Source organism: Actinoplanes sp. GCM10030250 (assembly GCF_042666575.1).
In the GTDB taxonomy this organism is placed as follows: domain Bacteria; phylum Actinomycetota; class Actinomycetes; order Mycobacteriales; family Micromonosporaceae; genus Actinoplanes.
This window is the reverse complement of the sequence record NZ_JBHTDO010000040.1, coordinates 51,647-76,340: the sequence shown is the minus strand read 5'-3', so window position 1 is coordinate 76,340 and position 24,694 is coordinate 51,647. Positions and strand designations below refer to the sequence as shown.

Annotated in this window: 17 protein-coding genes; 11 read left to right on the top strand and 6 right to left on the bottom strand. The window is 70.9% G+C overall.

What is annotated here, in order from left to right; all coding sequences use genetic code 11:
* The first annotated feature begins 4 nt into the window (after positions 1–4).
* On the top strand, positions 5–3,616 hold the full coding sequence (locus ACFQV6_RS36620) for a LamG-like jellyroll fold domain-containing protein (RefSeq protein ID WP_378032278.1): 3,612 nt from the start codon (positions 5–7) through the stop codon (positions 3,614–3,616).
* A 49-nt stretch (positions 3,617–3,665) separates the two neighbouring features.
* Here the strand turns inward: ACFQV6_RS36620 and ACFQV6_RS36615 are convergent, their stop codons facing one another.
* Together ACFQV6_RS36615 and ACFQV6_RS36610 are read right to left on the bottom strand one after the other, a co-directional pair.
* On the bottom strand, positions 3,666–4,835 hold the full coding sequence (locus tag ACFQV6_RS36615) for a hypothetical protein (RefSeq protein ID WP_378032277.1): 1,170 nt from the start codon (positions 4,833–4,835) through the stop codon (positions 3,666–3,668).
* A 159-nt stretch (positions 4,836–4,994) separates the two neighbouring features.
* Positions 4,995–6,647: a cellulose binding domain-containing protein gene (locus tag ACFQV6_RS36610; protein WP_378032276.1), complete on the bottom strand. Its 1,653-nt coding sequence runs from the start codon at positions 6,645–6,647 to the stop codon at positions 4,995–4,997.
* A gap of 220 nt (positions 6,648–6,867) precedes the next feature.
* Between ACFQV6_RS36610 and ACFQV6_RS36605 the strand changes: the two genes are divergently transcribed.
* Entirely contained in the window at positions 6,868–7,875 is a 1,008-nt protein-coding gene (locus ACFQV6_RS36605) for a S1 family peptidase (protein ID WP_378032275.1), read from the top strand.
* A gap of 142 nt (positions 7,876–8,017) precedes the next feature.
* The gene (locus ACFQV6_RS36600) at positions 8,018–10,267 is read left to right on the top strand and encodes a DUF6055 domain-containing protein (protein ID WP_378032274.1); all 2,250 of its coding nucleotides are present in this window, start codon (positions 8,018–8,020) and stop codon (positions 10,265–10,267) included.
* Here ACFQV6_RS36600 and ACFQV6_RS36595 read toward each other — a convergent pair.
* Positions 10,264–11,949 carry an aminotransferase class V-fold PLP-dependent enzyme gene (locus ACFQV6_RS36595; protein ID WP_378032273.1) on the bottom strand — a complete coding sequence of 562 codons (1,686 nt, stop codon included), beginning with the start codon at positions 11,947–11,949 and terminating at the stop codon, positions 10,264–10,266. The two genes, ACFQV6_RS36600 and ACFQV6_RS36595, sit on opposite strands and share 4 nt — an antisense overlap.
* A 238-nt stretch (positions 11,950–12,187) precedes the next feature.
* Between ACFQV6_RS36595 and ACFQV6_RS36590 the strand changes: the two genes are divergently transcribed.
* The 3 genes from ACFQV6_RS36590 to ACFQV6_RS36580 all read left to right on the top strand — a co-directional run bounded on the left by ACFQV6_RS36590 (position 12,188) and on the right by ACFQV6_RS36580 (position 14,952).
* Positions 12,188–13,090: a pentapeptide repeat-containing protein gene (locus ACFQV6_RS36590; RefSeq protein WP_378032272.1), complete on the top strand. Its 903-nt coding sequence runs from the start codon at positions 12,188–12,190 to the stop codon at positions 13,088–13,090.
* Positions 13,087–13,821: a maleylpyruvate isomerase family mycothiol-dependent enzyme gene (locus ACFQV6_RS36585; RefSeq protein ID WP_378032271.1), complete on the top strand. Its 735-nt coding sequence runs from the start codon at positions 13,087–13,089 to the stop codon at positions 13,819–13,821. Before ACFQV6_RS36590 ends, ACFQV6_RS36585 begins: the two co-directional genes overlap by 4 nt.
* Before the next feature lie 444 nt (positions 13,822–14,265).
* A complete protein-coding gene (locus tag ACFQV6_RS36580; RefSeq protein WP_378032270.1) occupies positions 14,266–14,952 on the top strand; it encodes a lytic polysaccharide monooxygenase in 687 nt (228 codons plus the stop codon).
* Between the two features lie 119 nt (positions 14,953–15,071).
* On the opposite strand, the gene ACFQV6_RS36575 is transcribed toward ACFQV6_RS36580, so the two are convergent.
* The 3 genes from ACFQV6_RS36575 to ACFQV6_RS36565 form a co-directional block, all read right to left on the bottom strand.
* Positions 15,072–15,605 (bottom strand): DUF3558 family protein, encoded by a 534-nt coding sequence (locus tag ACFQV6_RS36575; RefSeq protein WP_378032269.1) that lies wholly within the window; start codon positions 15,603–15,605, stop codon positions 15,072–15,074.
* A 68-nt stretch (positions 15,606–15,673) separates the two neighbouring features.
* Complete coding sequence (locus tag ACFQV6_RS36570) at positions 15,674–18,373, bottom strand: BTAD domain-containing putative transcriptional regulator (RefSeq protein WP_378032268.1); 2,700 nt, start codon at positions 18,371–18,373, stop codon at positions 15,674–15,676.
* A gap of 208 nt (positions 18,374–18,581) precedes the next feature.
* Complete coding sequence (locus tag ACFQV6_RS36565; RefSeq protein ID WP_378032267.1) at positions 18,582–20,297, bottom strand: methyl-accepting chemotaxis protein; 1,716 nt, start codon at positions 20,295–20,297, stop codon at positions 18,582–18,584.
* 228 nt (positions 20,298–20,525) lie between these two features.
* On the opposite strand from ACFQV6_RS36565, the gene ACFQV6_RS36560 reads away from it, so the two are divergent.
* Genes ACFQV6_RS36560 through ACFQV6_RS36540 form a run of 5 tightly spaced genes read left to right on the top strand, consistent with a single transcriptional unit; the run spans position 20,526 to position 24,686 of the window.
* Complete coding sequence (locus ACFQV6_RS36560; RefSeq protein ID WP_378032266.1) at positions 20,526–21,143, top strand: chemotaxis protein CheW; 618 nt, start codon at positions 20,526–20,528, stop codon at positions 21,141–21,143.
* On the top strand, positions 21,140–21,976 hold the full coding sequence (locus tag ACFQV6_RS36555) for a CheR family methyltransferase (RefSeq protein ID WP_378032265.1): 837 nt from the start codon (positions 21,140–21,142) through the stop codon (positions 21,974–21,976). Before ACFQV6_RS36560 ends, ACFQV6_RS36555 begins: the two co-directional genes overlap by 4 nt.
* Complete coding sequence (locus ACFQV6_RS36550) at positions 21,969–22,457, top strand: hypothetical protein (RefSeq protein WP_378032264.1); 489 nt, start codon at positions 21,969–21,971, stop codon at positions 22,455–22,457. Before ACFQV6_RS36555 ends, ACFQV6_RS36550 begins: the two co-directional genes overlap by 8 nt.
* Positions 22,454–23,656, top strand: coding sequence for a chemotaxis response regulator protein-glutamate methylesterase (locus tag ACFQV6_RS36545; protein WP_378032263.1), 1,203 nt, complete (start codon positions 22,454–22,456; stop codon positions 23,654–23,656). The genes ACFQV6_RS36550 and ACFQV6_RS36545 overlap by 4 nt, the downstream gene beginning before the upstream one ends.
* Complete coding sequence (locus tag ACFQV6_RS36540; RefSeq protein ID WP_378032262.1) at positions 23,649–24,686, top strand: methyl-accepting chemotaxis protein; 1,038 nt, start codon at positions 23,649–23,651, stop codon at positions 24,684–24,686. Before ACFQV6_RS36545 ends, ACFQV6_RS36540 begins: the two co-directional genes overlap by 8 nt.
* Positions 24,687–24,694: the final 8 nt, after the last annotated feature.

The following is a 24,694-nucleotide window of genomic DNA, read 5'->3' as shown; positions in this document are numbered from 1 at the left end:
GTCCATGAGTTCCTGGAAACCCCTGACAGCCGCCGTCGCCGGCCTGCTGATCGCGACATATCCCGCCGTCCCGTCGCTCGCCGCGGCCGGACAAACGGCCGGACAAACGGCCGGACAGGCGGCCGGACAAACGGCCGGAGCAGCGGCCGACGTGCCCACTCCCGTCGTCGCCTACGAATTCGACGCCGACGACCTGACCAGCGGCGTTGTCACCGACACCTCCGGCAACGGGCTGAACGGCAGCCTCGTCAACGGCGCCACCGCCACCCTCGTCGACGGTGCGGGCGGCGGCCACGCCATCCAGCTGCCCGGCGGGGCGCCCACCTCGAACGGCGCCTACGTCACCATCCCGCGGGCGGTGCTCGAGGGCCGTACCGACCTGACCGTGTCGACCCGGGTCCGGTGGGACGGGACGACCGCGCCGTGGCAGTGGATCTACGCGCTCGGCAAGGACACCAGCAAATACCTCTTCAGTACGCCGTACAACGGGGACGGACGGCTGCGCACCGCCGTCACGGTCAACGGCGGCGGCGCGGAGGCCCAGGTCACCGGCGCGGCGCCGCTACCGGCCAACGCGTGGAAGACCCTCACCGTCACGCTCGGCGGCGGGCGGATCACCACCTACCTCGACGGGGCGGCGGTCTCCTCGGCCGCGACCACGATCACCGCCGGGCAGCTGCTCGACGCGAGCACCGCCCAGGCCGGGTATATCGGCCGCTCCTTCTACCAGGACCCGCTCTTCGACGGCGCCGTCGACGACTTCCGCGCCTACGGCACAGCGCTCACCGCCGAGCAGGTCGCCGAAGCCTACGGAGCCACCCCGCCCTCGGTCACCGGGCTGAGCGACACCAGCTTCGACGTGCGAACCACCATCGGCAAGGCGCCGGCGCTACCGGCGAGCGTGCGAGGGACCTACACCGACGGGTACGACCGTGACGTCCCCATCACCTGGGAAGCGATCGACCCCTCCCGGTACGCCCAGCGCGGCACCTTCACCGTCGCCGGGACAGCCGCCGGCCGGGCGGTGACCGCGAGCGTCACCGTGATCCGCGAGGGCGAGCTCACCATCAACCTCGCCACGACCACCGGCGCCTTCCACGGCGGAGCCTCCGGAACCCTCTACGGCCTCTACGGCGACGGCGTACCCACCAACAACCTGATCGAGGGCATGCACCTGCGCACCGTCTCGACCAAGGCGCAGGACGGGCCCCAGCACCCCGGCGCCGACGCCCTCGAAGTGGTCAAGCCGCTGGCCGACAGCACCGGCGGCGACGTCTACATCTACATGACCGACATCCACCGCGGCTTCCCCTACCAGTGGCCGGGCAGCACTCCGGAGGAGAAGCTCGACACCTTCAAGGACAAGATCGCCAAACAGGTGGATCAGGTACGCACACTGGCCCCCGAATATCAGGACAACATCGTCTTCGTGCCGTTCAACGAGCCCGAGGGCAACATGTTCGGCACCGGCGAGTGGAGCTACAACGGGGTCAGCTGGCTCAGCGACCCGGACGACTACTTCCAGGCCTGGGACGACGTCTACGCCCTCATCAAGGGGAAGATCCCCGGCGCGCGTATCGCCGGCCCCAACACCAGCATCCTGTTCTCGCAGGTCAAGGGATTCCTCGAGCACGCCCGCGACGCCGGCACCGTGCCCGACGTGATCACCTGGCACGAGCTGAGCCACCCCGAGGCGGTCCGCGACAGCGTCGCGACCTATCGGGAGTGGGAGACCGAGGTGCTGCCCGGCAAGCATCTGCCGATCAACATCAACGAGTACGCCTTCAACTACCACACCTCGGTACCCGGCCAGATGATCCAGTGGATCTCGGCGATCGAGGAGTCCAAGGTCGACGCCGACATCGCGTACTGGAACATCGACGGGAACCTGTCGGACTCGGCGGTGCAGGCCAACCGGGGCAACGGGCAGTGGTGGCTCTACAACGCCTACGGCAGCATGACCGGCGACACCGTGCGGGTGACACCGCCGTACCCGGGCCAGAACTACACGCTGCAGGGCGTCGCCAGCCTCGACAAGGGCAAGAAGCAGGCCCGCGCGATCTTCGGCGGTGCCACGAGCGCCGGGTACATCCGGTTCACCAACGTGCCGAAGTACTTCGGCAAGAGGGTGCACGCCTGGATCCGGGAGATCCCGTGGACCGGTCAGGTCGGCGACTCGGCCCCGCCGCGCCTGCTCGCCGAGAAGGACCTCACGGTTCACGGCGGCGAGGTGGCTGTCGAGCTCGACCAGTTGAAGGAGGCTTCCGCGTACGAAATAGTGTTGAGCCCCGCGGGGGAGAGTGACCGGACCGCTGCCTCGCCCACCACCTGGCAGGGATCCTTCGAGGCGGAGGACGCGACCTGGACCGGCGGCGGTTACAGCCGCAACGGCCCGGAGGGTTCGCCCTCGGACGTCTCGAAGTTCTACACCTCCGGCGGCTTCAACGTCGGCGGCCTGCGGACCGGCAGCGACGGCGTCCTCGACTTCACCGTGAACGTGCCGCGGGACGGCACCTACGACCTGAGCGTCTTCGCCAACTCGCTGAACACCTACGACCTGGTGCAGGAACAGGGGCCGACGAACGTGTTCCTGCGTGTCGACGGTGCCGCCGAGCAGGAGATCTTCCTGCCGCTCGGGTACAAGTGGGTGGTCTGGGACCACGCGGACACCACGGTGCGGCTCAGCGCGGGAGAGCACACGATCTCGCTGGCCGCCCGCAGCCTGGACGGCTCGAAGGTGACCAAGGGCGACGCGATCGTCGACCGGATCACCCTGGAGCTGCCGAATCCGGCGGCGCAGACCGTGGTCTACGAGGCGGAGCTGGCGTCGCTCGACCGGGCACAGCCCGTCTACCAGGGCCGGAAGACGTCCGGGGCCGGGGCTGTCGCGCTCGGTCGCGGCGGGTCGGCGACGTTCTGGGTCTACTCCCGTGCGGACGCCGCCGCTGTGCTCGACCTCGGGGTCACCTCCGGGCCGGTGCGGATGACGGTCAACGGGATCGGTGTGGCGGGGCATCGTGCGGCGGTGTCGCTGTCCGGCGGGGTCAACAAGGTGGTGGTCAGCGGTAAGGGCGTTCTCGACCGGCTGACCGTGCGGTCCAGTGCCGCGGCGCTGCCGTCGACGGCCTACGAGGCGGAGGCGGCGCAGGTGGCCGGCACCGCGTCGGTGACGGCGAAATCGCTGGCCAGTGGGGGAGCGGCGGTCACCGGGGTCGGTGGTGTGCCGGGGAACGCGAACACGCTGACGTTCACCGTTCGTGCGGACAAGCCGGGAACGTACGCGCTGCGGGTGCGGTACTCGAACCCGGAGCAGGCGGTGGCCACCCACTACAACCCGGACCCGCTGGCACGGCACGCCGACATCTCGATCAACGGTGCGGCGGGGCGGCGGGTGCTGTTCCCGCACAGCTTCCACGACAACAACTTCTGGGAGCTGACTGTCCCGGTCACGTTGAAGCGCGGGCCGAACACGGTTGCGTTCTCGTCGGAGGAACTGCCGAACTTCGACGGCACCACGTACGCGTCACAGACCTGGCCGGACGTGCTGCTGCGGTCCCGGTTCGCGCCGGTGATCGACAAGGTGACGGTTGCGCCGTACAGCGGGCCTGTTCGCTGATTCTGGTTCAAGGGCCGGTACCCCCCGCGGGTGCCGGCCCTTTCCGTTCTCAGTCCTCGGTGACTTCCAGGGAGCCCAGTCCGGCGGCCGCGTCGATGTCGAGACCGGGGCGGTCGCCGAGGTCGCCGGACCGCACCGTCTCGCCCTTGCCGACGCCGCCGCTCTCGTCGCCGTAGAGGACGACGTTGCCGGCGCCGTTGCTGACCTCGACCCGCACCGGGACCTCGCGGGCTGTCTCGATGCGCCACCTGTTGACGCCGCCCGTCATCCGGATCGGCAGCGTGGTCGCCAGCCGGCCGACCGAGACGTTGATCCGCTCGGCGCCGCCGTCCAGATCGATCCGGTTCACCGTGCCGGTGCCCATGTCGATGTCGGCGAGCCGGGCACCCGCGTTCATCTGCACGTGCCAGACGACATCCTCGTTGAGCAGCACGTTCAGCCGGCCCGAGCCGGATCCGTCGTTGTCCGTGTCGACCCGCAGCACGCCGTTGCCGAACCTGGTGTCCACGTCGAGCCCGGAGTCCGCCGGGGTGCTGACCTGGAACGCCTCGCCGTCCAGCTCCGCCGTGCGCACCGAGAGCTCGGTGACGCCGTCGGCCAGCTCGAAACGGGCCCGCTCCGGGAGCCTCGGGCGGGGCGGGACGGTAGTCGTGGTGGGGCTTGGTGACGGTTTCGGGGAGGGGCTCGCCGGGGTGGGAGAAGGGGCGGTGGCGGTGGGCTCGGGGGGTGCCTCGCTCGCCGGGATCTGCGGTGTCTGCGGCAGGGCGGCGTTCTGCCCGGTGCCAGGCCGCCGGGTGTCCGGTTCGGAGTTTGCCCGGATGAGGAGGATCGTGCCGCCGGCGATCAGCAACGCGACGATGCCGGCGAGGATCGCGGATCGCCGCAGCCGGGGTTCGGCCGGTTCGGTCGCTGGTTCGGATCCGTTCCTACGAGGGCGGGGAAGGGTCGGGTTCGCGGAGCTGGGCAGCAGGATCTGCCATGCGGGCGGCTGATCGGTTTCGGCCTGGCCGGTGCGGCGCCGGTGCGGGGCGTCGGGCCAGTAGTCAGCGATGTTCGGAAGCTTGACGCCGTCGACCTGCTGGTCGGCCTCTTCGTCCGCGGGTTCCGCGGTGCCGGAGACATAGCCGCCGATGCGCAGTGATGGAGGACGATCTCGGTCGTCTCCGGATAGTTGATCGTCCGAGCCAGCCCGCTCCACGTGCGTCTCCTCGCGGCGCATCGATGATTCCCCGTGGATGGTACGGCTACGCACGGTACCCGGTTCGATCCCTCGCCAACCCAAAGTGACGAACCCACGATCGCGTGTCGTCATCCCGGTGAGGTTGCGTCCGATAAGTCCTCAACGTCAATGTGTGCGCGTGGTGACCCTGAGGGCTGGTCAGGTGGCGGTGCAGGTGGGGGTGGGCAGGGTGCTGGGGCCGGTGGCCTGGAAGCCGAACTCGGCGGAGCCGGCGGCGGCGAGGCGGCCGTTGTAGGCGACGTTGGTGAACTGGACGGCGCCGGTGGTGGCGGAGCGGTCGGCGTTCCAGGCGTTGGTGATGGTGGCGCCGGCCGGGAGGGTCAGGGCCACGTTCCAGCCGTTGATGGCGGTCGAGCCCGCGGTGACCCGGACCGTGCCCACGAACCCGCCGGTCCAGGCGTTGACGGAGACGGATGCGGTGCAAGTCGCACCGGCCGGGAGCGACGGGGACGGCGACGGAGAGGAGGGCGACGGCGAGGGGGACGACGGGGACGGCGAAGGGGAGGAGGGGGAAGGGGACGGGGAGGAGGGGCCGGCGCCCAGGACCGGGGTCTGCCAGTCGCGCCATTCGGCGAGGTTGCCGGCGGCCCGGCTGGAGATGCGCATGGTGCCGGGGTCGTTGCCGGTGCGGAGCAGGTACTTGCGGATGTGCTGCTGGAGTGGGGTGGTCCACTCCGGGCGTACCGCGCAGTGGCTCCCGTTCTGGATGTCCGACCAGTAGGTGATGTTGGCGCCCGCACCCAGGGCCTGATAGACCTCGGCGCCGCCCAGGGCGGCCACGCTCGCCGAGCGCGGGCCCAGGTTGGCGATGTGCGGGTTGTCCATGATGAACAGGCCGCGCGGGGCGATCATCGCGACGACCGAGTGGGTGTCGACGGGCAGGCGGGCGGGGCTGCCGGTGAAGGAGCCGAAGGCGTCACCGAGCCAGGGCTGTTCACCGTAGGCGCTGCTCAGACTCTGGGCGCCCTCGCCGGGAATGCCGCGATAGATGGGTACGCCGGCGCTGCCCGACTCGATCGGCATCGTCAGGGCGATCCGCTGGTCGAAGGCGCCGACGGCGAAGGCGCCCTTGCCGAAGCGGGAGCAGCCGGTGACCCCGGTGGCGTCGGCTCGCAGGATCGAGCCGCCGGACTGTTCGAGGACGTCGATGATCCGGCTGACGCCCCAGGACCAGGCGGCGAGCAGGCCGGTCGTGCTGGTGTTGCCGTAGATGCTGTAGAACGCGCCCTGCTTGTTGGTGCGCGGCGTGCCCTCGCGGCCCACCGAGTACGGGTCGTAGTTGATCACCGCGGCGCCGGCCGACCGGATCGTGGCGGTGTCGGCGCCGAAACCGCCGAGGACGACGACGGCCGGGAACGGGCCGGTGCCGCTGGGCAGGCTGACCGAGGCCGAGAAGCTTGAACTGCGGCCCTGGTGCGACACGTTCACCGTGATGGTGCTGCTGGTCACGGTGCCGGAGACGGTCTGCGGTCTCGGCGGCTTCTCGCCGTAGACGAACTTCTCGGAGAGCTTCTTGATCTCGTTGCGGCGGCAGGTCCAGTCGCCGGTGGTGGTGATCCGGGTGCCGTCCAGCCTGCGGAACGGGTCGGGCAGCTTGGCGTTGGTGGGCAGGGCGCCGGCGTCGGGCAGAGCGGGGGCGGGACAGGTGGCGCCCTCGTCCTCCACTGGTGCTGCGGCGGCGGCGGGCAGCGAGGTGGAGGAGGCGGCGGCGCGGGGGACAGAGGCGGCCACACCGCCGGCGACGAGGGCCGCGGCGGCGAGGGTGATGACCGTGGAGCGGACGGTGATCACTGGAACTCTCCTTCCGGGAGAGGTGGGGAACAGCGATCGAACGGGATTCAGCCTGCGATGTGACATCGGTAAGTGTCAATGAGTTTTGGAAGTTTCGCACTGATGGATGCGAATTCCCTCGGTGAGGGCTGATGGTGGCTCCCGAAAGTTTCGGCAGCAGATGATCCCGCCGAATTTGCAACCATCTGGCCTGGCTGGTCGTCAAGGGGTGGTGAGGGTCATGGGTGTTGCCGCCGTCTTCTACGCTGCACGACCGGTGGGCGCGAAATGGAAGATCGTTACGGCGGCGGCCGCTCTCTCGGTGGGAGCGGTTCTCGCCGGCGTGCCCGCGCACGCCATCGCCAACGGTGATCGGGTGCCGGACGGGCGCTACCCGTTCGCGGTGAAGATCACCGAGCTGGGCATCCCCACCGCGGACGGCGGGACCCGGGACAGTTCGTGCTCCGGCGGGCTGATCTCGCCGCGCTGGATCATCACCGCCGCACACTGTTTCCGCGACGAGGACGGCAACCGGGTGTCGCGGACGGTGGCGGAGAAGACCACCGCGACGGTCGGGCGGGCCGATCTGACGGGCAAGGCCGGTGTCACCGCGAAGGTGGTGGAGGTGCGCCAGCACGGCCGGGCCGACGTCGCCCTGGCCCGGCTGGACCGGGCGATCACCGGGATCACGCCGCTGCGGCTGAACCGGAGGAAGCCGGCGGCCGGGCTGCCGGCGAGGCTTGTCGGGTACGGGTTCACCAGCAAGGGCGCGTCGCGTACGCCGGACCGGCTGCGCACCGGCAGGTTCGAGGTCACGTCGGTGAGCAAGACCGAGATGGGGCTGTCCGGGGTCGCGCCGAAGCAGAACACCAGCCCGTGCGAGCGGGACTCCGGCGGGCCCTACTTCACCGAGGTGAAGGGTGCGGCGGTCGTGGTCGGTGTGGTCAGCCGGGGCCCGGACTGCCCGCACACCGGCCCGGACATCGCCACCCGGGTGGACGCCATCGCGCCGTGGATCCTCTCCGTGATCAAGTCGGACCTGGCGAAGGCTCAGCCGGCCGTCAAGCCCGGGTCGGGGCCGAGGTCGCCGGCCGTACCGTCAAAGGGGTCTGATCCGCCACCGGCTGCCGCGCCCGCGTCGGAGAGGCCGCCGCTGACCTGGCTCGCGATCCCGATCGTGCTGGCCGGCGCCATCGGCCTGATCGCGATCCGGGGAGGTCGCCGCCGCGGCATCCACCGTCGGCGGTGACTTGCCGAAAACGTTTTCGTGAGCGAGAGTGACCCGGACATAGAGGCCTGGCTATCGGCTGACCTTCCCCCATTGGTCGCCGGGGCCCGGTATCCCCACCGTGATCCGCGGATCGCGGCCTCATCGATCGGATGGCTTCGCCATGCTCAAATCCCCTTGGCGATCACGGCGGCTGTTGCTCGTCGTCGCGGTCGTGCTGACCATGCTCGGCGGCGTTTCCCTGATACCGCAGGTGATGACGAGCGCGTCGGCCGCCGCCAAGACCGTCTACATCCCCGCCCGCTGGACGCAGACCGGCGAGGTGCCGTGGGCCGCCGACCGCAGCCGGGAGTCGGCCAACTTCATCCTGCTCTGGGGTGAGAAGTCGGGCACGAACCCCACGTCGGCGCCGTCGCCCTACACCTTCGACCCGAACAGCATCATCACGCAGCTGGAGAACCTCTACAGCTTCTACGTGAACACGATGCAGTTCACGCCGGAGACCGGGCTGCTCGCCGAACACAAGATCATCGTGATCGTCACGAACACCTGGAACCGCACCGAGCTGAACGCCTGGGCGACCGGCGGCTCGGTGGACAACCGGGTCGGTGTCATCAATGTCGCGCCGGGTGCGGCCCTGCCCGGCTCATGGGGCCTGGCGCACGAACTCGCCCACGTCTTCCAGAACTACACGTTCCTCGGCCGCTCCGGAGCCGGGTTCACCGCCGCCTGGTCGGGCACCTTCTGGGAGGCCAGCGCCGAGTTCATGGCGATGCAGGCGCTGCCCACCACCGCGGCCGGTGACCTGACCCGGTGGATGCGCTCGGAGAACCTGTACTACAGCTCCAGCCGGCACCACTACGGCGCCTGGATGCTGGCGCAGTACATCAAGGACCGCGACGGCCTGGCGATGTTCAACCGGATCTGGAACGAGGCCCGCAACACCGAGCACCCGCTGGAGACCTACCGCCGGATCACCGGGATCACCCAGGCCGAACTCAACCGGCGGGTCGGCGAGTACGCGACCCGTACGGTCACCTACGACTTCGGCAACCGCTCGACGCTGATGCCGTTCATCAACAACGTGTACGGCGCGGGTTTCCTCAACGCCTACAACGGCGGCAACGTCGAGGCCGTCGACCAGAGCCAGAGCCACTACCGGATCAACGCCCGGGTCGCGCCCTCCGACTACGGCTTCAACAAGATCAAGCTGGTGCCGTCGAGCAGCGGTGCGCTCGTGCGGCTGCGGCTGAAGGGGCACGCCGAGACCGGCGCCTCCGGGTGGACGTTCGGCCTGGTCGCGGTCCGCAGCGGTACGCCCCGCTACTCCACCCTGCAGACCGGCACCGACGGCCAGGTCGACTTCCAGCTCCAGTCCGGTGAGAACGAGGTCTGGCTCGTCGTCACCGGTACGCCGAACGCCGTACCGCACTACGCCTTCCTCGACGGCTACACCAAGGCGCGCCGCTTCCCGTACGAGTTCCGGGTCTCCGGTGCGGCGCCGTCCGGCTTCGAACCCGGCTACGTCAAGCCGGCCGCGACCAACGGCGGGCGCTGGCACTCCAACGGCGGCGGCTGGGTCGCCGGGAACGCCAGCGTGGCCTCGACCGCGTACGTCGGCCCGAAGGCGGCCGTGATGGCCGGCACGGTGACCGGCAACGCCCGCATCGAAGGGCTGGGCTGGGTCAACGGCGGCACCGTCGGCGGCAACGCCGTGGTCAAGGACAACGCGCTCATCCAGGGCGGCGCCAACCTCTCCGGCAACATCGTGGTCGGCGGCGACGCGGAGATCGCGTTCGCCTGTAGTTCCGGTACGTACCTGATGTTCAACCCGGACCGCCGCTGCGACGGCGCCGGCGGCGAGAGCGACATCAACCCGTCGTTCTCCGCCTTCCCCAGCGCCGACCTGGCGATCAGCGGGAACCCGGCCACGCCCACGCCGACCACGCCGGCTCCCTCGCCGTCCACGTCGACACCGCCGGCCGGTGGCACCAACCTGGCCCGTACCGCGACCGCCTCGGCGTCCTACACCTCGTCGTGGGAGTCGATCGCGGCGATCAACGACGGGCTCGAACCGGGCTCCTCGAACGACACGGTGAACCCGCGGTGGGGCACCTGGCCGAACAGCGGCGAGCAGTGGGCCGAGCTGACCTGGCCGAGCGCGGTGGCGCTCAGCCAGGCGCAGGTCTACCTGTTCGACGACAACGGCGGTGTTCGTGCACCCTCGTCCTGGAAGCTGCAGTACTGGACGGGTAGCGCCTACGCCGACGTGCCCGCGGCGAGTGGCTATCCGGTCGCCGCCAACGCCTACAACACGGTCACGTTCACCGGGGTGAACACGACCCGGCTGCGTGTCGTGATGCAGTCCAGCGGCACCAGCTCGGTCGGCCTCCTGGAGGTCAAGGCCTTCTAGGAGGACATAGGAGGGCGCCGCGCCCCGGCGCCCTCCCCCTCCAGGCACACGTCCGGCAGCAGGAACCAGCGCAGCTTCTCGAAGGCGGCCGGCAGCTCCAGCCGCACCCCGTCGACCGGTTCCGGCCGCCCGGACAGGATCTCGCGGGCCTCGGCCAGATAGCCGGGGAACGCGTCCTCGCCGGCGGTGGCCGTGGCGGCGGCGGGCATCGTCACGGTGCCGTCGGCGTCCAGGCGCAGGTCGGCGAGCCGCACCCGCGGGGGAGTGTGCCGGACGTGCGCCCACCGGGCGGTCCGCGGATCGAACCGGTAGTCCGGCAGGAGCCGCGAGCCGTACCGGGCGATCAGAGCGACCGCCTCGATCAGGTAGCCGGCGGTGGCGTCCGAGATGAAATAGTTCAGGTTCAGCCGCGTCCAGCCCGGCTTGATGCCCTCCCAGCCGTCCATGATCTCGCCGCGGAACTCCCGCGAGTGCGCCTCGTCGATGCCGAGCAGCCGATGACCGTACGGGCCGGCGCACGAGCATCCGCTGCGCGCCTGGATGCCGAACAGGTCGTTGAGCAGCGCCGCCACGAAGTTGTGGTGCAGGTAGCGGTCACCGGCGCGGACCTGGAACGACACGATCGACAGCCGGTGCGCGCCGAGGTCGCCGAGGATCTCGATGCCGTCCTCGGCGGTCCAGCGTTCCCGCGCACGCTGCCAGAGGATTTCCTCGCGCGCGCCGATCAGGCCGGTGCCGACGGTGTCCTTCACGGCGAACACCAGGCCCGCGCGGATCGACTCGACGATCGCCGGGGTGCCGCCCTCCTCCCGCGCCACCGGATCGTCCAGGTAGCGGTGACCGGCCGGGTCCACGTAGGCCACGGTGCCGCCGCCCGGGACCACCGGCACCCGGTTGGTCATCAGCCGCCGGTCGACGACAAGCACACCGGGGGTCTGCGGGCCACCGGCGAACTTGTGCGGCGAGAGAAAGACGGCGTCCTTGTCCGCCATCGAGATCGGCACGTAGGGCCCGGCGGCCGCGTAGTCCCAGACGGACAGGGCGCCGTGCTCGCGCAGCACCCGGGAGACAGCCGCCGTGTCGGTCAGGATGCCGGTGACGTTCGAGGCCGCGGAGAAACTGCCGATACGCAAAGGCCTTTTCTCGTACGCGAGAAGCGCTCGCCGCAGCGCGCCGAGGTCCACGTGGCCGGTGTGGTCGGAGTCGATCTCCACCACGTCGGCGATCGACTCCCGCCACGGCAGTTCGTTGGAGTGGTGCTCGTAGGGACCGACGAAGATCACCGGACGGTCTTCGGGAGGAATGTGAGCGCTCAGCCCGTACCCCTCATCAAGATTTTCCGGAAGACGCAGGCCGAGGATGCCGACCAGCTTGGCCACCGCGGCCGTCGCCCCCGACCCGCAGAAGAGCACCACGTGCTCGGGCCCGGCACCCACGCCGCGATGGATGATCGACCGGGCCTCCTCCCGCAGCGCGCCGGTCTGCGCGCCCGTCGCCGAAGCCTCGGTGTGGGTGTTCGCGTATCGGGTCAGGACGTGCTCGCGGATGAACTCCTCGACGAAGTCGAGCGCCTGGCCCGACGCGGTGTAGTCGGCGTAGGTGATCCGCCGGGGCCCGAACGGCCCGTCCAGCACCTGCCCCGCGCCGGCCAGCCCGTCCTGGATCCGCTCCAGCATCCCCATCGTTGCGTCCTCCCCGCCTGCGGGCCCGGCGCGGCGCTTGTGGCGCTCCCCGGCTCCGGTGGGCCTTCACCGTGCCCGACCGCCGCAAGTGGCGCCATCGGCGGTTCAGTCCACCCGGCCGGCGGCTCAGAGGTGACCCGCCCGGCCGTTCCGGGTGCCTGGCCGTTTCGGGTGCCCGGCCGACTTGGCAGCCTTCAGCGGTTCCGGCGGTGGCCCCGAGGGGCAAGAATGGTGGACCGTGGCTCGCCGGGATGTGGTCGCTCGCTGGTGCACCGCGGAGGGGGCCGCGAAGGCCGGCGAGATCCTCCGGCGGCTGGCGGGAGGTGACACCGTGCTGGACCTCGGGTGGGGGGTGGTGGACGGCCTGGCCGATCTCCGAGGGCTGCCGGGAGGTGGCCTGTTCACCGGCGGTGCGGAGATCACCGGAGCCGACCTGAGCCACGCCTCGCTGTTCGCGAGCCACCTGGCCGGCGTCCACTGGCGGCGGTGCCGCCTCGACGGGGCCGACCTGTCGAACACCTCCCTCACCGGCGGATCCCTCACCGAGTGCACGCTGCGCCGCGCCGACCTGCGCGACCTGTCGATCGACGGCGCCACCTGGACCGCGGCCGACCTGACCGGCGCGAAGGCGAGGCACTTGACCGCGCAGCGCACCACCTTCACGCACACGACGTTCCCGGCGATCACCAGAGTCGCCTTCACCCGGTGCTCCTTCGACGACTGCCGTTTCATCGGTGCCCTGAACGATGTGGAGTTCCTCGGCAGGGCACACGACGGCGACCCGGCGCCCGCGGTCCTGCGGAAGGTGACCTTCTCCCGCGGCTTTCGCTACGCCGCGTTCGACAGCATGGAGTTCGACGGCGTCACCTTCCCCGGCGGCGACGCGCTGATCGTCGTCCCGTACGGATTCCGCGCCGTCGCCGACCTGGCCGGAACCCTTTCGCTGCACCGCACCGACGGCGTCGGCAAAGCGTTCCGCCGATTCCTGTCCGGCGAGACCGTCCAGCGGCCCGGCCTCACGGCGACAGCCGGGTGGGCGATCGCCCGCCGTGACCTCGGCGACGACGAACTGGCCGCCTTCGCCGCCGGCACGCTGGCGCGGGCGGAAGCGCAACTACGAGATGAGGGTGTGATCCCGTGAGCCTGGACGTCATCGACGATCTCGAGGCAGAGCAGGAGCAGTTGGACGCGGTGCTGAGCCGTCTCACGCCGGAGGACTGGCTTCTCGCCTCCGCGGCCGACGGCTGGACGGTGGCCGACGTGGTTCTGCACCTGGCCCAGACCGAGGAGGCCGTGCCGGTCACCGTGCGAGGCGATCCGCCGCCCGTGGACTGGCGCCGGTACGGCGGCACCGTCGACGACGCGATGGCCGCCATGGTCCGGGCCCAGCCGGCCCCGCCCGCCGAGATCCTCCAGCGGTGGCGGGCCGCCCGGGTGGCGTCGGTCAAGGCGCTGCGAGCCGCGGATCCGCAGAAGCCGGTCCAGTGGGTCACCTCGGCGCTGAAGCCGCGCACGCTTGCCACCACCCGGCTGGCCGAGCACTGGGCGCACGCGCTGGACATCACCGCCCCGCTGGGCGTCGCCTGGCCCGACACCATGCGGCTGCGGCACATCGCGTGGTTGGGCCACAGCACCCTTCGGTACGCCTTCCAGCTCGCCGGCCTGCCCGCCGCACCGGTGTTCTGCGACCTGACCGCACCGGACGGGTCGTCGTGGCGCTTCGGCGACCCGTCGGCCGAGTCGGCGATCGCCGGTCCGGCCGGCGCCTTCTGCCGGGTCGGCGCGCAACGGCTGGCCCCTTCGGACGCGGGGCTGCTGACCAGTGGCCCGCACGCGGCCGACGCCCTGCGCCTGCTGCGCAACTACGCCTAGCCCCTCTGGGCGCCAGCTGGGGCGGCCGGCTGGGCGTGAGTGGGGTGTTTTCGGGTGTTAGGCCCCTCTGGGCGCCAGCTGGGGCGGGCGGCTGGGCGTGAGTGGGGTGTTTTCGGCTGTTAGGCCCCTCTGGGCGCCAGCTGGGCCGGGCGGCTGGGCGTGAACGGGGTGTTTTCGGGTGTTAGGCCCCTCTGGGCGCCAGCTGGGGCGGCCGGCTGGGCGTGAGCGGGGTGTTTTCGGCTGTTAGGCCCCTCTGGGCGCCAGCTGGGCCGGGCGGCTGGGCGTGAGCGGGGTGTGGGCGGCGAGGGCTGGGCCCGGGTTGTATGCATTGACAGACTTCGATGGCTTTGGGAGGCTTCTGGTGGGGCAGACGCCGGAGCCGACGGCAGGTGGACCACCGCCGTGCGTCATTTCGACTTTCATCGAATGATTGCTGGAGGCGCCATGCTCACCCCGAGACGAGTTCTCACCGTGCTGATCGCAGCCGTACTGCTGCTGGTCACCGCACCCGCCGGCGCGGCCAACGCCCACGGTTCGACGATCGACCCGGCGTCGCGCAACTACGGCTGCTGGAAGCGCTGGGGCAACGACTTCCAGAACCCCACGATGGCCACCACCGACCCGATGTGCTGGCAGGCCTGGCAGGCCGACACCACGGCGATGTGGAACTGGAACGGCCTCTACCGGGAGAACGTGCAGGGCAACCACCAGGCCGCCGTCCCCAACGGCACCCTGTGCAGCGCCGGGAACACCGGCGGGACCCGTTACTCGGCACTGGACACGCCGGGGAACTGGGTCGCGACCCGCATCCCGAACGCCGCCGCGTTCACCGTCGTGGCCCATGACCAGGCCCGGCACGGCGCGAAGTACTTCCGGGTCTACGTGAGCCGGCAGGGCTTCAACCCGGTCACGCAACGCCTGTCCTGGAGCGATCTGACCCTGCTCAAGGACACCGGCCCGATCGCGCCGGGCGTGGGGGAGACCACCACCGACCCGGTGCTCGGCGGTGTGTCGGTGAAGATCCCGGTGAGCGCGCCGGGCCTCACCGGCCGGCACATCGTGTACACGGTCTGGGAGGCGGGCCACGCCGACCAGGTCTACTACTGGTGCGCCGACGTCACCTTCGGATGAGATCGACCGGCCGGGCGGTGTGAAGCCGCCCGGCCGGGTCCGATCGGCCGCGGGTCAGATGCGCGGGTCAGGTGCGCGGGTCAGGTGCGCGGGTCAGGTGCGCGGGTCAGATGCGCGGGTCAGATGCGCGGGATCACGACCTTGGCGACCTGCTTGGCGTCGGTCAGGTTCTGCGAGTCCGAGCCGCCGCGCGAGTAGACGTCGATCTGCACGGTGCCGTAGAGCACATAGAGGTGGCCGGAGTGCGCGTAGGCGTCCTGGCCGACACCATCCACCCATTCGGCCTCGTCGATCGTCACGTCGAAGTCGGCGGGCGTGGTGCGGCTCAGGAAGACCGCGAGCTGGCCGCCCGACTGCTGCCACTGGCAGTACCGGGTGGCCTCACCGGCCTCGGCACCGTCCTCGTCGATCTGGGTGATCTCCCGGCCGGTGAGGTCCACGACCTCGGACTTGGAGAGCAGGGTGCACGGGTCCGGCAGATCACCGGAGTCCTTCACGGAGACGGAGCCTTCCTCAGGGGAGGCGGTAGGAGAGGAGGCCGACGGCGCGGCGGGGGTCGGCAGGCTGCCGGCGGCGGCGGACTCCAGAACCCCGCATCCACCGGTGAAGGCGACGGCGACGAGAGCGGCAAGGGCGACGAGGCGGAGCTTCACCGGTGTTCTCCTAACGGTGGGTGACTGTGCGGTAAGCATCAGTGACGCCGCCAAAGAAACCCCAAAGGTCAGCGGGAAAGCAGCCCGGCCACCGCCCGTTCGAGGGACAACTCGTTCGCCTCCCGGTAGGCGAGGGCCACTTCGGCCGTACCCAATCGGGTTCTCGCCTCGTCCTCCGCCAGCTCCCGGTCGGCGATCTCGTCGGGGGTGAAGCTCGGCGCGCCCAGCGCTGACCGTTCCCGCTCAGCCATCGCGAGCAGCCGCAGCCCGCCCGCGGCGTCGCCGCCGAGGATGTCCAGCTGGGCCAGCCCTTCGACGGCATCCAGCTGACCTTCGGCGATGCCGAGTTCGGTGTAGATGGTCAGCGCCTCGCGCATCGCCGCGCGGGCCGGGGTGGGGCGGCCGCGGCGCCGGTCGGTGGTGGAGAGATTGGTCAGCGCGGCCGCCTCACCGCGCCGGTCGCCGAGTGCCCGGAAGCCGGCCAGGGCCCGGGTGAAGAGCCGCTCCGCCTCGTCGAGGTGACCCATGCAGCGCAGCGTGCCGGCGGTGTTGTTGGAGGCGGCCGCGATCATCCGGGTGTCCGATTCCTCCTCGGCGGCCTTCAACGCCTCGTGACCGAACTGCAGCGACGCCGTGTAGTCCTGCTGCGCCTGCGCGGTGATCAGCAGGTTGTTCAGCGCCGCGATCTCACCGGTGCGGTCGCCGATCTCGCGGAATTCGTCGAGGCCCTGCTCGCCCAGCCGGCGCGCGTCGGCCAGGTCGCCGGAGTTGCGGGCCAGGGCGGCGGCCGCGCGCAGGGCCCGGGCGCGCAGTGCGGACGGTTGCGGCGGTGTCGCGGCCAGCGCGCGGGCCAGCCAGGAGCGGCCCTCGGCCATCCGGCCGGCCACCCACCAGTACCACCACATGGCGGTCGCGATCGTCAGGCCGCGCTCCGGGTCACCCTCGCGCAGCGACCAGTCCAGCGCGGCCACGATCGTGTCGTGATCGGCGGTGACACCGGCCAGCCAGGCGGTGTGCGCCGGGCCGTCCATCGGCGGCGGCTCGGCGAGGCGCCGCTCCAGAAGAGAGACGAGCCTGGTGTACGCGGGAAAACGCTCGTCCGCACCGATGCGCTCCCTGGCGTACTCGCGGATGGTCTCGATCAGCCGGTAGCGGCCGTCGCGCCACTCGACCATCGACCGGTCGACCAGCTGGGTCAGCGGGCCGAGAGGATCCGTTCCGGTCACCTCGGCGGCGGTGGCCAGGTCGAAGGCGCCCGCGAGGACACCGAGTTGCCGCAGCGCCGCCTGTTGCGGCTCGTCGAGCAGCTCGTAACCCCAGTCGATGGCGGCCCGCATGGTCTGGTGCCGCGGCACCGGCGACGAGCCGGTGAGCAGGTCGAGCCGCCTGTCGAGGCGCGACATGATCTCGGCGAGCGGCAGCGCGCGGAGCCGGGCGGCGGCTAGCTCGATGGCGAGCGGCAAGCCGTCGAGGCGGCGGCAGAGCTCGGCGGCCACCTCCTGCTCGGCGGCGCTCAGGGCGGTGCCGCCGCGAGCGGCGGCGACCCGGTCGGCGAGCAGCCGGACCGCGTCCGAGTGCGGGCCGGTGGTGCCCGGCTCCGGGGTGGCGAGCCCGCCGAGCGTGAGGATCACCTCGCCGCTGAGGCCGAGCTGCTCCCGGCTCGTCGCCACCAGCCGCAGGCCCGGGCAGGTTCTCAGCAGCTCGCCGGCGAGCTCCGCGACCGGCGCCCGGACGTGCTCGCAGTTGTCCAGCACGACCAGCACCCGGCCGGTGAGCCGCCGGGTGATCGTGTCGCCCAGCGGCACTCCGGGTTCCTCGCGGACGCCGATCGCCGCGGCCAGCCGGACGCCGAGCGGGCCGTCGCGGTGCTCGGCGAGCTCGACGACGTGCACCGCGTCGTGGTCGGCGGCCATCTCGCGGGCCAGTTCGAGGCTGAGCCGGGTCTTGCCGGCACCACCCGGCCCGGCGATCGTGAGCAGCCGGGCCGTGCCGAGCAGGCCGATCGCCCGGTCCAGTTCGGCGCGGCGGCCGATGAAGCGGTTGCGCTGCGCCGGTACGCCGGGCGGCGGCTGGTCGAGGGCCGGATCCTGCCGGCGTACGGCGGCGGCGAGCGCCTCGAGTTCCCGGCCGGGCCGGGCACCCAGGCCGTCCAGGGCCGCGGACGCCCTGTCGTACGCGCCGAGTGCCTCCCCGGCCCGCCCGGACCGGTACAGCGCCAGCATCAGCAGCCGGACCAGGGCCTCGGCGGTGGGTTGCCCGGCGACCCAGCCGGCCAGCTCGGTCGCCGCGGGAACGTGCCGCCCCTCGGTGAGGGCCTGCTGCGCCCACTCCTGCCGGGCGGCCAGCCGCAGCTCGCTCAACCGGGCCGCGTCGGCCGCCACCGACGGTCCCGCGCTGACCCCCTCGTACGCCTCACCGCGCCACAGGCCGAGCGATCGGGTCCGCTCGAACTCGGCGGCGTCGAGGGTGGCCCCGGTCAGATCGAGCTGGTAACCGCCCGGTGCGGTGCGCATCCGCTCGCCGGCCACCTTGCGCAGGGCCGAGACGTGCATCTGCAGTGTCGCCGTGGCGGTGGAGGGTGCCCCGTCCGGCCACAGCTCGGCCAGCAGCCGTTCGGCGGTGACCGGGCGCCCGCGGGCCGCGAGGAGCACCGCCAGCAGTGCCCGCGGTTTCGGTGCCAGGGAGATCTCGCCGTCGCCGGTGCTCATCCGCACCGGTCCCAGTACCTCGAACCGCACCCGCACCTCCGCCGTGACCGTGCGGATCATGCTACGCACCGGGGTTTCCCGCACCCGCACCCCCGCCACGGCTGTGCAGGTCATGCTACGTGCCGGGACGCCCTCACCCGGTGGCCGTCACACGACCGGGGCGCCGGGACCGGGTGGCCGTCACACGACCGGGGCCTCCGGGACCCGGCAGCCGTCACACGACCGGGGCCGCTGGGCCCCGGTGGCCGTCACACGATCGGAGTGGCGATCAGAATCGGTCGAACTTGGACTCCAGGTCGGCGGGTGCGGTGGTGGCGCCGCTCATCGCGGGTGCCTGGTTCTCGTTGTAGGCGCCGCCACGGTCCCAGCCGCCCCCATAGTTGGTGCTGTGCGCCCAGCGCGAACCGGCGTGCTCGGTGCGGCTCGGTGCCGCCGCCGGTCGCCGCGTCCCTCCGGTGTGGAAGAAGTCCATCAGGGCGGTGAGCTGGGAGGTCTGCGCCGACATCTGCTCGGCGGTGGCGGCCAGCTCCTCACTGGACGACGCCGTCTGCTCAGTGACCTTGCCGATCTGCGACATCGCGATGTTGATCTGCCGGACCCCGGTGGACTGCTCACCGCTCGCGGCGGCGATCTCCTGCACCAGGTCGGACGTGCGGATGATGCTCGGGATCATCGTGGAGAGCAGGTCACCGGCGCGCTCGGCGGTGTGCACGCTGCCGGCGGCGAGCTCGCTGATCTCCTGGGCCGCGATCTGGCTGCGCTCGGCGAGCTTGCCGACCTCGCTGGCGACGACCGCGAAGCCCTTGCCGTGCTCGCCGGCCCGGGCCGCCTCGATCGTCGCGTTCAGCGCCAGCATGTTGGTCTGGAACGCGATGTCGTCGATGATGCCGATCTTGCTGGTGATCTCCTTCATCGCCGCCACGGTCCGCTGCACCGCGTCGCCGCCCTCCTGTGCCTCGGCCGCCGTCGTCGTGGCGATGCCCTCGGTGGCTGTCGCGTTGTCGCTGTTCTGGCTGATGCCCGCGGTCATCTGCTCGATGCTCGCGGTGGTCTCCTCCACGCTCGCGGCCTGCTCGGTGGCGGCCTGCGACAGGCTCTGCGACGCACCGCTGATCTGCATGGAGGCGCTGTTGAGCTGGTTCGCCGACTCCACGACAGTGCTCACCGTCTCGCTCAGGCGGTCGAGGGCGCTGTTGAGGGCGGTACCCATCCGGCCGACCTCGTCGCGGCCCGCGACGGTGACCCGCTGGTCCAGGCGCCCCTGGGAGAGGGCGGTCAGCACGGCGACGGTCTCCCGGAGCGGCCCGGCGACCGCGCGGGTGATGAGCTGGACCACGGTGAAGGCGAGGATGAGCGCCGCGACGATCAGGATGATCATCAGGAGCCGCGCTGTCGAGTAGGCGTCCGCGGACTCGTCGAGCGAGGTCTTGGCCGCGGCGTCGTCCTTGGTGATCAGGTTGTCCACCGCCGTGTTGATGGCGTCGGACACCGGGTTCACCTCGGTCCGGGACACCTCGTTGAACTCCGCCAGGCGGTTCGCCGAGGCCAGCGGCTTGAGCTTGTCGTTCGCCAGCTTCTTGTAGGTGTTCCACGAGGCGAGGAACGCCTCCTGGTCCGGGTCGCCCTGGTCGCCGGTGGCGAACGAGGCCCAGGCCTGGTCGAGGCTGGTCATCGCGGTGTCCAGGGTGCGGATCGCCTCCTCGGCGGCGTCCGCGGAACCGGCCAGGGCCACCCCGCGCATCTGGAAGCGGACCTCTTTGTAGTTCGTGGCGATCTCACCGAGCAGCCGTACGTCGTGCAGGTTGCTGCTGTAGAGGTGCTCCAGCCGGTCCTGGGTGCGGCCGAGCTGGAAGATGCCCACCGACCCGATCACGACGAGCAGGACGCAGACCACCCCGGCGAGCCCTCGCAGCTTCCAGGCGATCGGCATGTCCCGCAAACCGAGGCCGCCGCGCTGGTGGCGTGTTTCCGACGGATCTGCCACGGAAGAATCCCCCCATCCGGCACCTGCCGCGCCGACCGGGCCAGCCTATCGACGTACGGATCACGATTTGCCGGAACGAATTAATGCCTGGCCTTTCCACGGGATGGCCCGCAAAGGCCTGGCGGAACCGGACACCAGGCCGCTTTCACGGCTAACTCCTCGATCCTCTGCAGCGCACACAAAGAATCTGATCGAATGCGGGGAAGGCGGGATAAAGGGGGGCCGACAGTGGACACGGTTACCGAAGCCGGGCGGTACCTGACGTTCACGCTCAACGGCGAGGCGTACGCGCTTGACATATTCCACGTGACCGAGATTCTGGAATACCGGAATCTGACAGTGGTGCCGATGATGCCCGATTTCATCCGGGGCGTGATCAATCTGCGCGGTCGGGCGGTTCCGGTCATCGACATCGCGATGCGGTTCTCCCGTGGCAGTACCACGATCGGCCGGCGCACCAGCATCATCATCGTGCACATCAAGGATCCGGCGCTGGCCGAGATCGCCGGTCTGGACGGTGACGACAAGGGTGCCGCCGAGAGCCAGGACATCGGCATCCTCGTCGACTCCGCCTCCAAGGTGGTGACCCTCTCGCCCGAGGACATCGAGCCGGCGCCCGCGTTCGGCGCCGGGATCCGTGCCGACTACATCAGCGGCATGGCGCGCCGGCACGACGACTTCCTGATCCTGCTGGACATCAGCCACGTGCTGTCGATCAGCGACATGGTCCGCCTCAGCGACATCACCCAGCAGGCAGGCTCCGACCCGATCACCCAGCAGGCAGGCTCCGACCAGTCCCCGCCGCCGGAGGGCGGTGGAACGCCGCCCGGGCCGGGATCGCCGTGACCGCCCCGGCCGCCTTCCCGCGGACGATCAGCCGTGCCGACTTCGAGTACATCACCGGTGTCCTGCACGACCACACCGGCATCCGGCTCGCTCCCGGCAAGGAGGCGCTGGTCGCGAGCCGGCTGGACAAGCGGATCCGCGAGCTCGGGCTGGCCGGTTACCCGGACTACGTCCGCCTGTTGCGGGAGCGACCGCACGAGGGCGAACTGCGTCAGCTGATCAACGTGCTCACCACGAACGAGACGTACTTCTTCCGGGAGACGCAGCACTTCGACTACCTGCGCCGCAACGTGCTCCCGGCGCGGCAGGCCGGGCGCACCTTCCGGTTCTGGAGCGCGGCCAGCTCCACCGGCGAGGAGGCCTACACGGCGGCCATGGTGCTGGCGGAAACGCTGCCACCGGCATCGTGGGAAATCGTCGGTACGGACATCTCCAGCCGGGTCGTGGAGACCGCCCGCGCCGCCCTCTATCCGATCGCGGCGGCCGAGAAGATCCCCAAGCCGCTGCTGCGCCGCTTCTGCCTGAAGGGCCGCGACGAGTACCAGGGACTGATGACCGTCGACCGCGACCTGCGGTCGAGGGTGCAGTTCCACTGCCGCAACCTGATCGAGGACTTCAGCGAGCTCGGCCGGTTCGACGTGATCATGCTGCGGAACGTGATGATCTATTTCGACATGGAGACCAAGCGGTCGCTGGTACCGCGCCTGGCGGAGATGCTGGTACCCGGCGGTCACCTGATCATCGGCAGTTCCGAGTCGCTCAACGCGATCCCGTCGCGCCTGCGGATGGTCGAACCGTCGATCTACCGGCTGGACGGCGACGGCCGTGACTGACGTCTTCCTGCACCCCGGCGACTACTGGTTCGGTGACGGCGGCACCCGCGTCCACACGGTGCTGGGCTCGTGCGTCTCGATCACGATGTGGCATCCCGGCCGGCGGATCGGGGGCATGTGCCACTACATGCTGCCGGGCCGGTGCCCCGCCGCGGACCGGATGGACGCCCGGTACGCCGGCGGTGCGATCGGCCGCTTCCTGCGCGACCTGCACCGCACGAGAACCGTCCCCGGTGAGTACGAGGTGAAGATGTTCGGTGGCGGCAAACAGTTCCCGCACCTGGCCACCTCGGCGACCTTCGACGTCGCCGGCAACAACATCGAGGCCGGGATCAGCCTGCTGGAGAACCACGGCTTCGCCCTGTCCGCGCGCGAGCTCGGCGGCACCGGCGCCCGGCGGCTGATCTTCGACATCGCCACCGGTGACGTGTGGCTGCGAGCCCTCGACCGGGTCCGCGACGGCGACGGGGCGAACTTGTGAGCGGGCGGATCGGCGTGCTGATCGTCGACGACTCGGCGGTCGTGCGGCAGGTCCTCTCGGCCCGCCTGCGCGGTAATCCGGGCATCGAGGTGATGGGCGCGGTGCCCGACCCGATCTTCGCCATGGACCACATGAACAAGGCCTGGCCGGACGTCGTCGTCCTCGACCTCGAGATGCCCCGGATGGACGGGCTCACCTTCCTCCGCAAGATCATGGAGGTGCGGCCGACGCCGGTGGTGATCTGCTCGACGCTGAGCCGCCGCAACGCGGAGATCTCGATGGAGGCGCTCGCCGCCGGTGCGGTCGCGGTGATCGCCAAGCCGGAGACCGGGCTGAAGAAGTTCATCGAGGACGACAGCGGTGACATCGTGGCCGCGGTCCGGGCCGCGGCCGCCGCCGGCCGGCACCGTAGACCCCGGCCCGCCTCCACGGTCACTGGCTCCACCGCCACCGGCTCCACTGCCACCAGGCCCGTCGCCAGGCCGGCCGACATCAGGCCGACCGCCAGGCCCACCGCCGTCCGGCCCGGCGGCACCGGGTCCGTCGCCGATCGGGCCGCGGGTCCGGTGCCGGCCCGCAACGGCGCGCTGCTGATCGCGCCCTCGGCGCCACGGCCACGGTCGCTGGCGACCACCGCGGAGCGGCTGATCGCGATCGGCACGTCGACCGGCGGCACGCAGGCCCTCGAGGTGGTGCTGCCGGCCCTGGCACCCGGCGGGCCCGGCGTGGTCGTCGTGCAGCACATGCCGGAGAAGTTCACCGCGGCGTTCGCCGCCCGGCTGGACACCATGTGCCGGGTCAGGGTCCGGGAGGCGCAGGACGGCGACCCGGTGCTGCCGGGCGAGGTCCTCGTCGCGCCCGGCGGACGGCACCTGGAGGTGCTCCGGATGGACACCCGCTACCGGGTACGGGTCTTCGACGGGCCGCCGGTCAACCGGCACCGGCCCTCGGTGGACGTGCTGTTCCGGTCGGTGGCGAAGGCGGCCGGCGCGGACGCCCTCGGAGTGATCATGACCGGCATGGGCGACGACGGCGCGCGCGGCCTGCTGGAGATGCGCCGGGCCGGCGCGTACACGGTCGCGCAGGACGAGGCGACCTGCATCGTCCACGGCATGCCGCGGGAGGCCGTCGCCCTCGGCGCCGTGGACCGCGAGTCGCCGCTTCCCCAGATCGCGGAGGTGATCCACCAGCATGGCTAAGTTCGTACTCACGGCGGTGATCGCGCTGGCCGTCGGATTCGGCGGCGGCTACCTGCTGCGCGGCCGGCGGCCGGAATCCGGCTCCCTCGTGGCGCAGACCGCCCCGGAACGGTACGCGGACGACGTCACCCAGTTCGCCGGGGCCGTCGCACCGGTCTGGACGGCGCAGATCGATTCATCGCGAACCCAGATGGAATCGGCCGTCGGCCAGCTGACTGAGACGTTCGGCGGCATCGTCGAGCACCTCGACTCGGTGCTGACGTCCTCCTCCGGCGCGCTCGACGACGGCCGGGGCGGCACCTTCGACCGCAGCCGCGAGCGCCTCGGCGACGTGGTGGGCACGCTCGACAACGCCCTTGCCGTCAAGCGGCAGGCCGTCGCGGAGCTGCACTCGCTGCTCGGCCTCAACGAGGAGCTGCGCCGGATGTCGGGCGAGGTGACCCGGATCGCCGCGCAGACCAACCTGCTGGCGCTCAACGCCGCCATCGAGGCCCAGCGCGTCGGTGAGGCGGGAGCCGCGTTCGGCGTGGTGGCCCTGGAGGTACGCCAGCTCGCTGACCGGTCCCAGAACACCAGCGAGCGCATGATCGAGAAGGTGGACCGGGTGGCCGAGGCGATCGCGGCGGTACTGGCCACCGCGGAGGCCAGCGCCGAGCAGGAGAGCACCGCCGTGGTGCACGCCAACGGTGAGGTGCAGGCCGTTCTCGACGACCTGATGACCATGCTGTCGCGGATGCAGGACTCGTCGCAGCAGCTGGAGCAGGCCGCCGTCGGCATCCGCGGTGAGATCAGCGAGTCCCTGGTGAACCTCCAGTTCCAGGACCGGGTCAACCAGATGCTGGAGCACCTGCAGGACAACATCGGCCGGTTCCCGGAGGTGGCCGCCGCCGCCGCTTCCGGCGTGGCACCGCTGGACGCCCGGCCCCTGCTGGAGGAGCTGGCGTCCAAATACACGATGGCCGAGGAGCACCAGGCGCACAGTTCCGGGTCGGCCACCAAGGTAAGCGAATCCGAAATCACGTTCTTCTAGGAGACGAC

What these genes read in the sequence shown, in the direction of transcription:
- ACFQV6_RS36580 (WP_378032270.1), top strand. Translation starts at nt 14,266, where the DNA reads ATGCTCACCCCGAGACGAGTTCTCACCGTGCTGATCGCAGCCGTACTG.
- ACFQV6_RS36620 (WP_378032278.1), top strand. Translation starts at nt 5, where the DNA reads ATGAGTTCCTGGAAACCCCTGACAGCCGCCGTCGCCGGCCTGCTGATC.
- ACFQV6_RS36595 (WP_378032273.1), bottom strand. Translation starts at nt 11,949, where the DNA reads ATGGGGATGCTGGAGCGGATCCAGGACGGGCTGGCCGGCGCGGGGCAG.
- ACFQV6_RS36600 (WP_378032274.1), top strand. Translation starts at nt 8,018, where the DNA reads ATGCTCAAATCCCCTTGGCGATCACGGCGGCTGTTGCTCGTCGTCGCG.
- ACFQV6_RS36605 (WP_378032275.1), top strand. Translation starts at nt 6,868, where the DNA reads ATGGGTGTTGCCGCCGTCTTCTACGCTGCACGACCGGTGGGCGCGAAA.
- ACFQV6_RS36540 (WP_378032262.1), top strand. Translation starts at nt 23,649, where the DNA reads ATGGCTAAGTTCGTACTCACGGCGGTGATCGCGCTGGCCGTCGGATTC.
- ACFQV6_RS36615 (WP_378032277.1), bottom strand. Translation starts at nt 4,835, where the DNA reads ATGCGCCGCGAGGAGACGCACGTGGAGCGGGCTGGCTCGGACGATCAA.
- ACFQV6_RS36570 (WP_378032268.1), bottom strand. Translation starts at nt 18,373, where the DNA reads ATGATCCGCACGGTCACGGCGGAGGTGCGGGTGCGGTTCGAGGTACTG.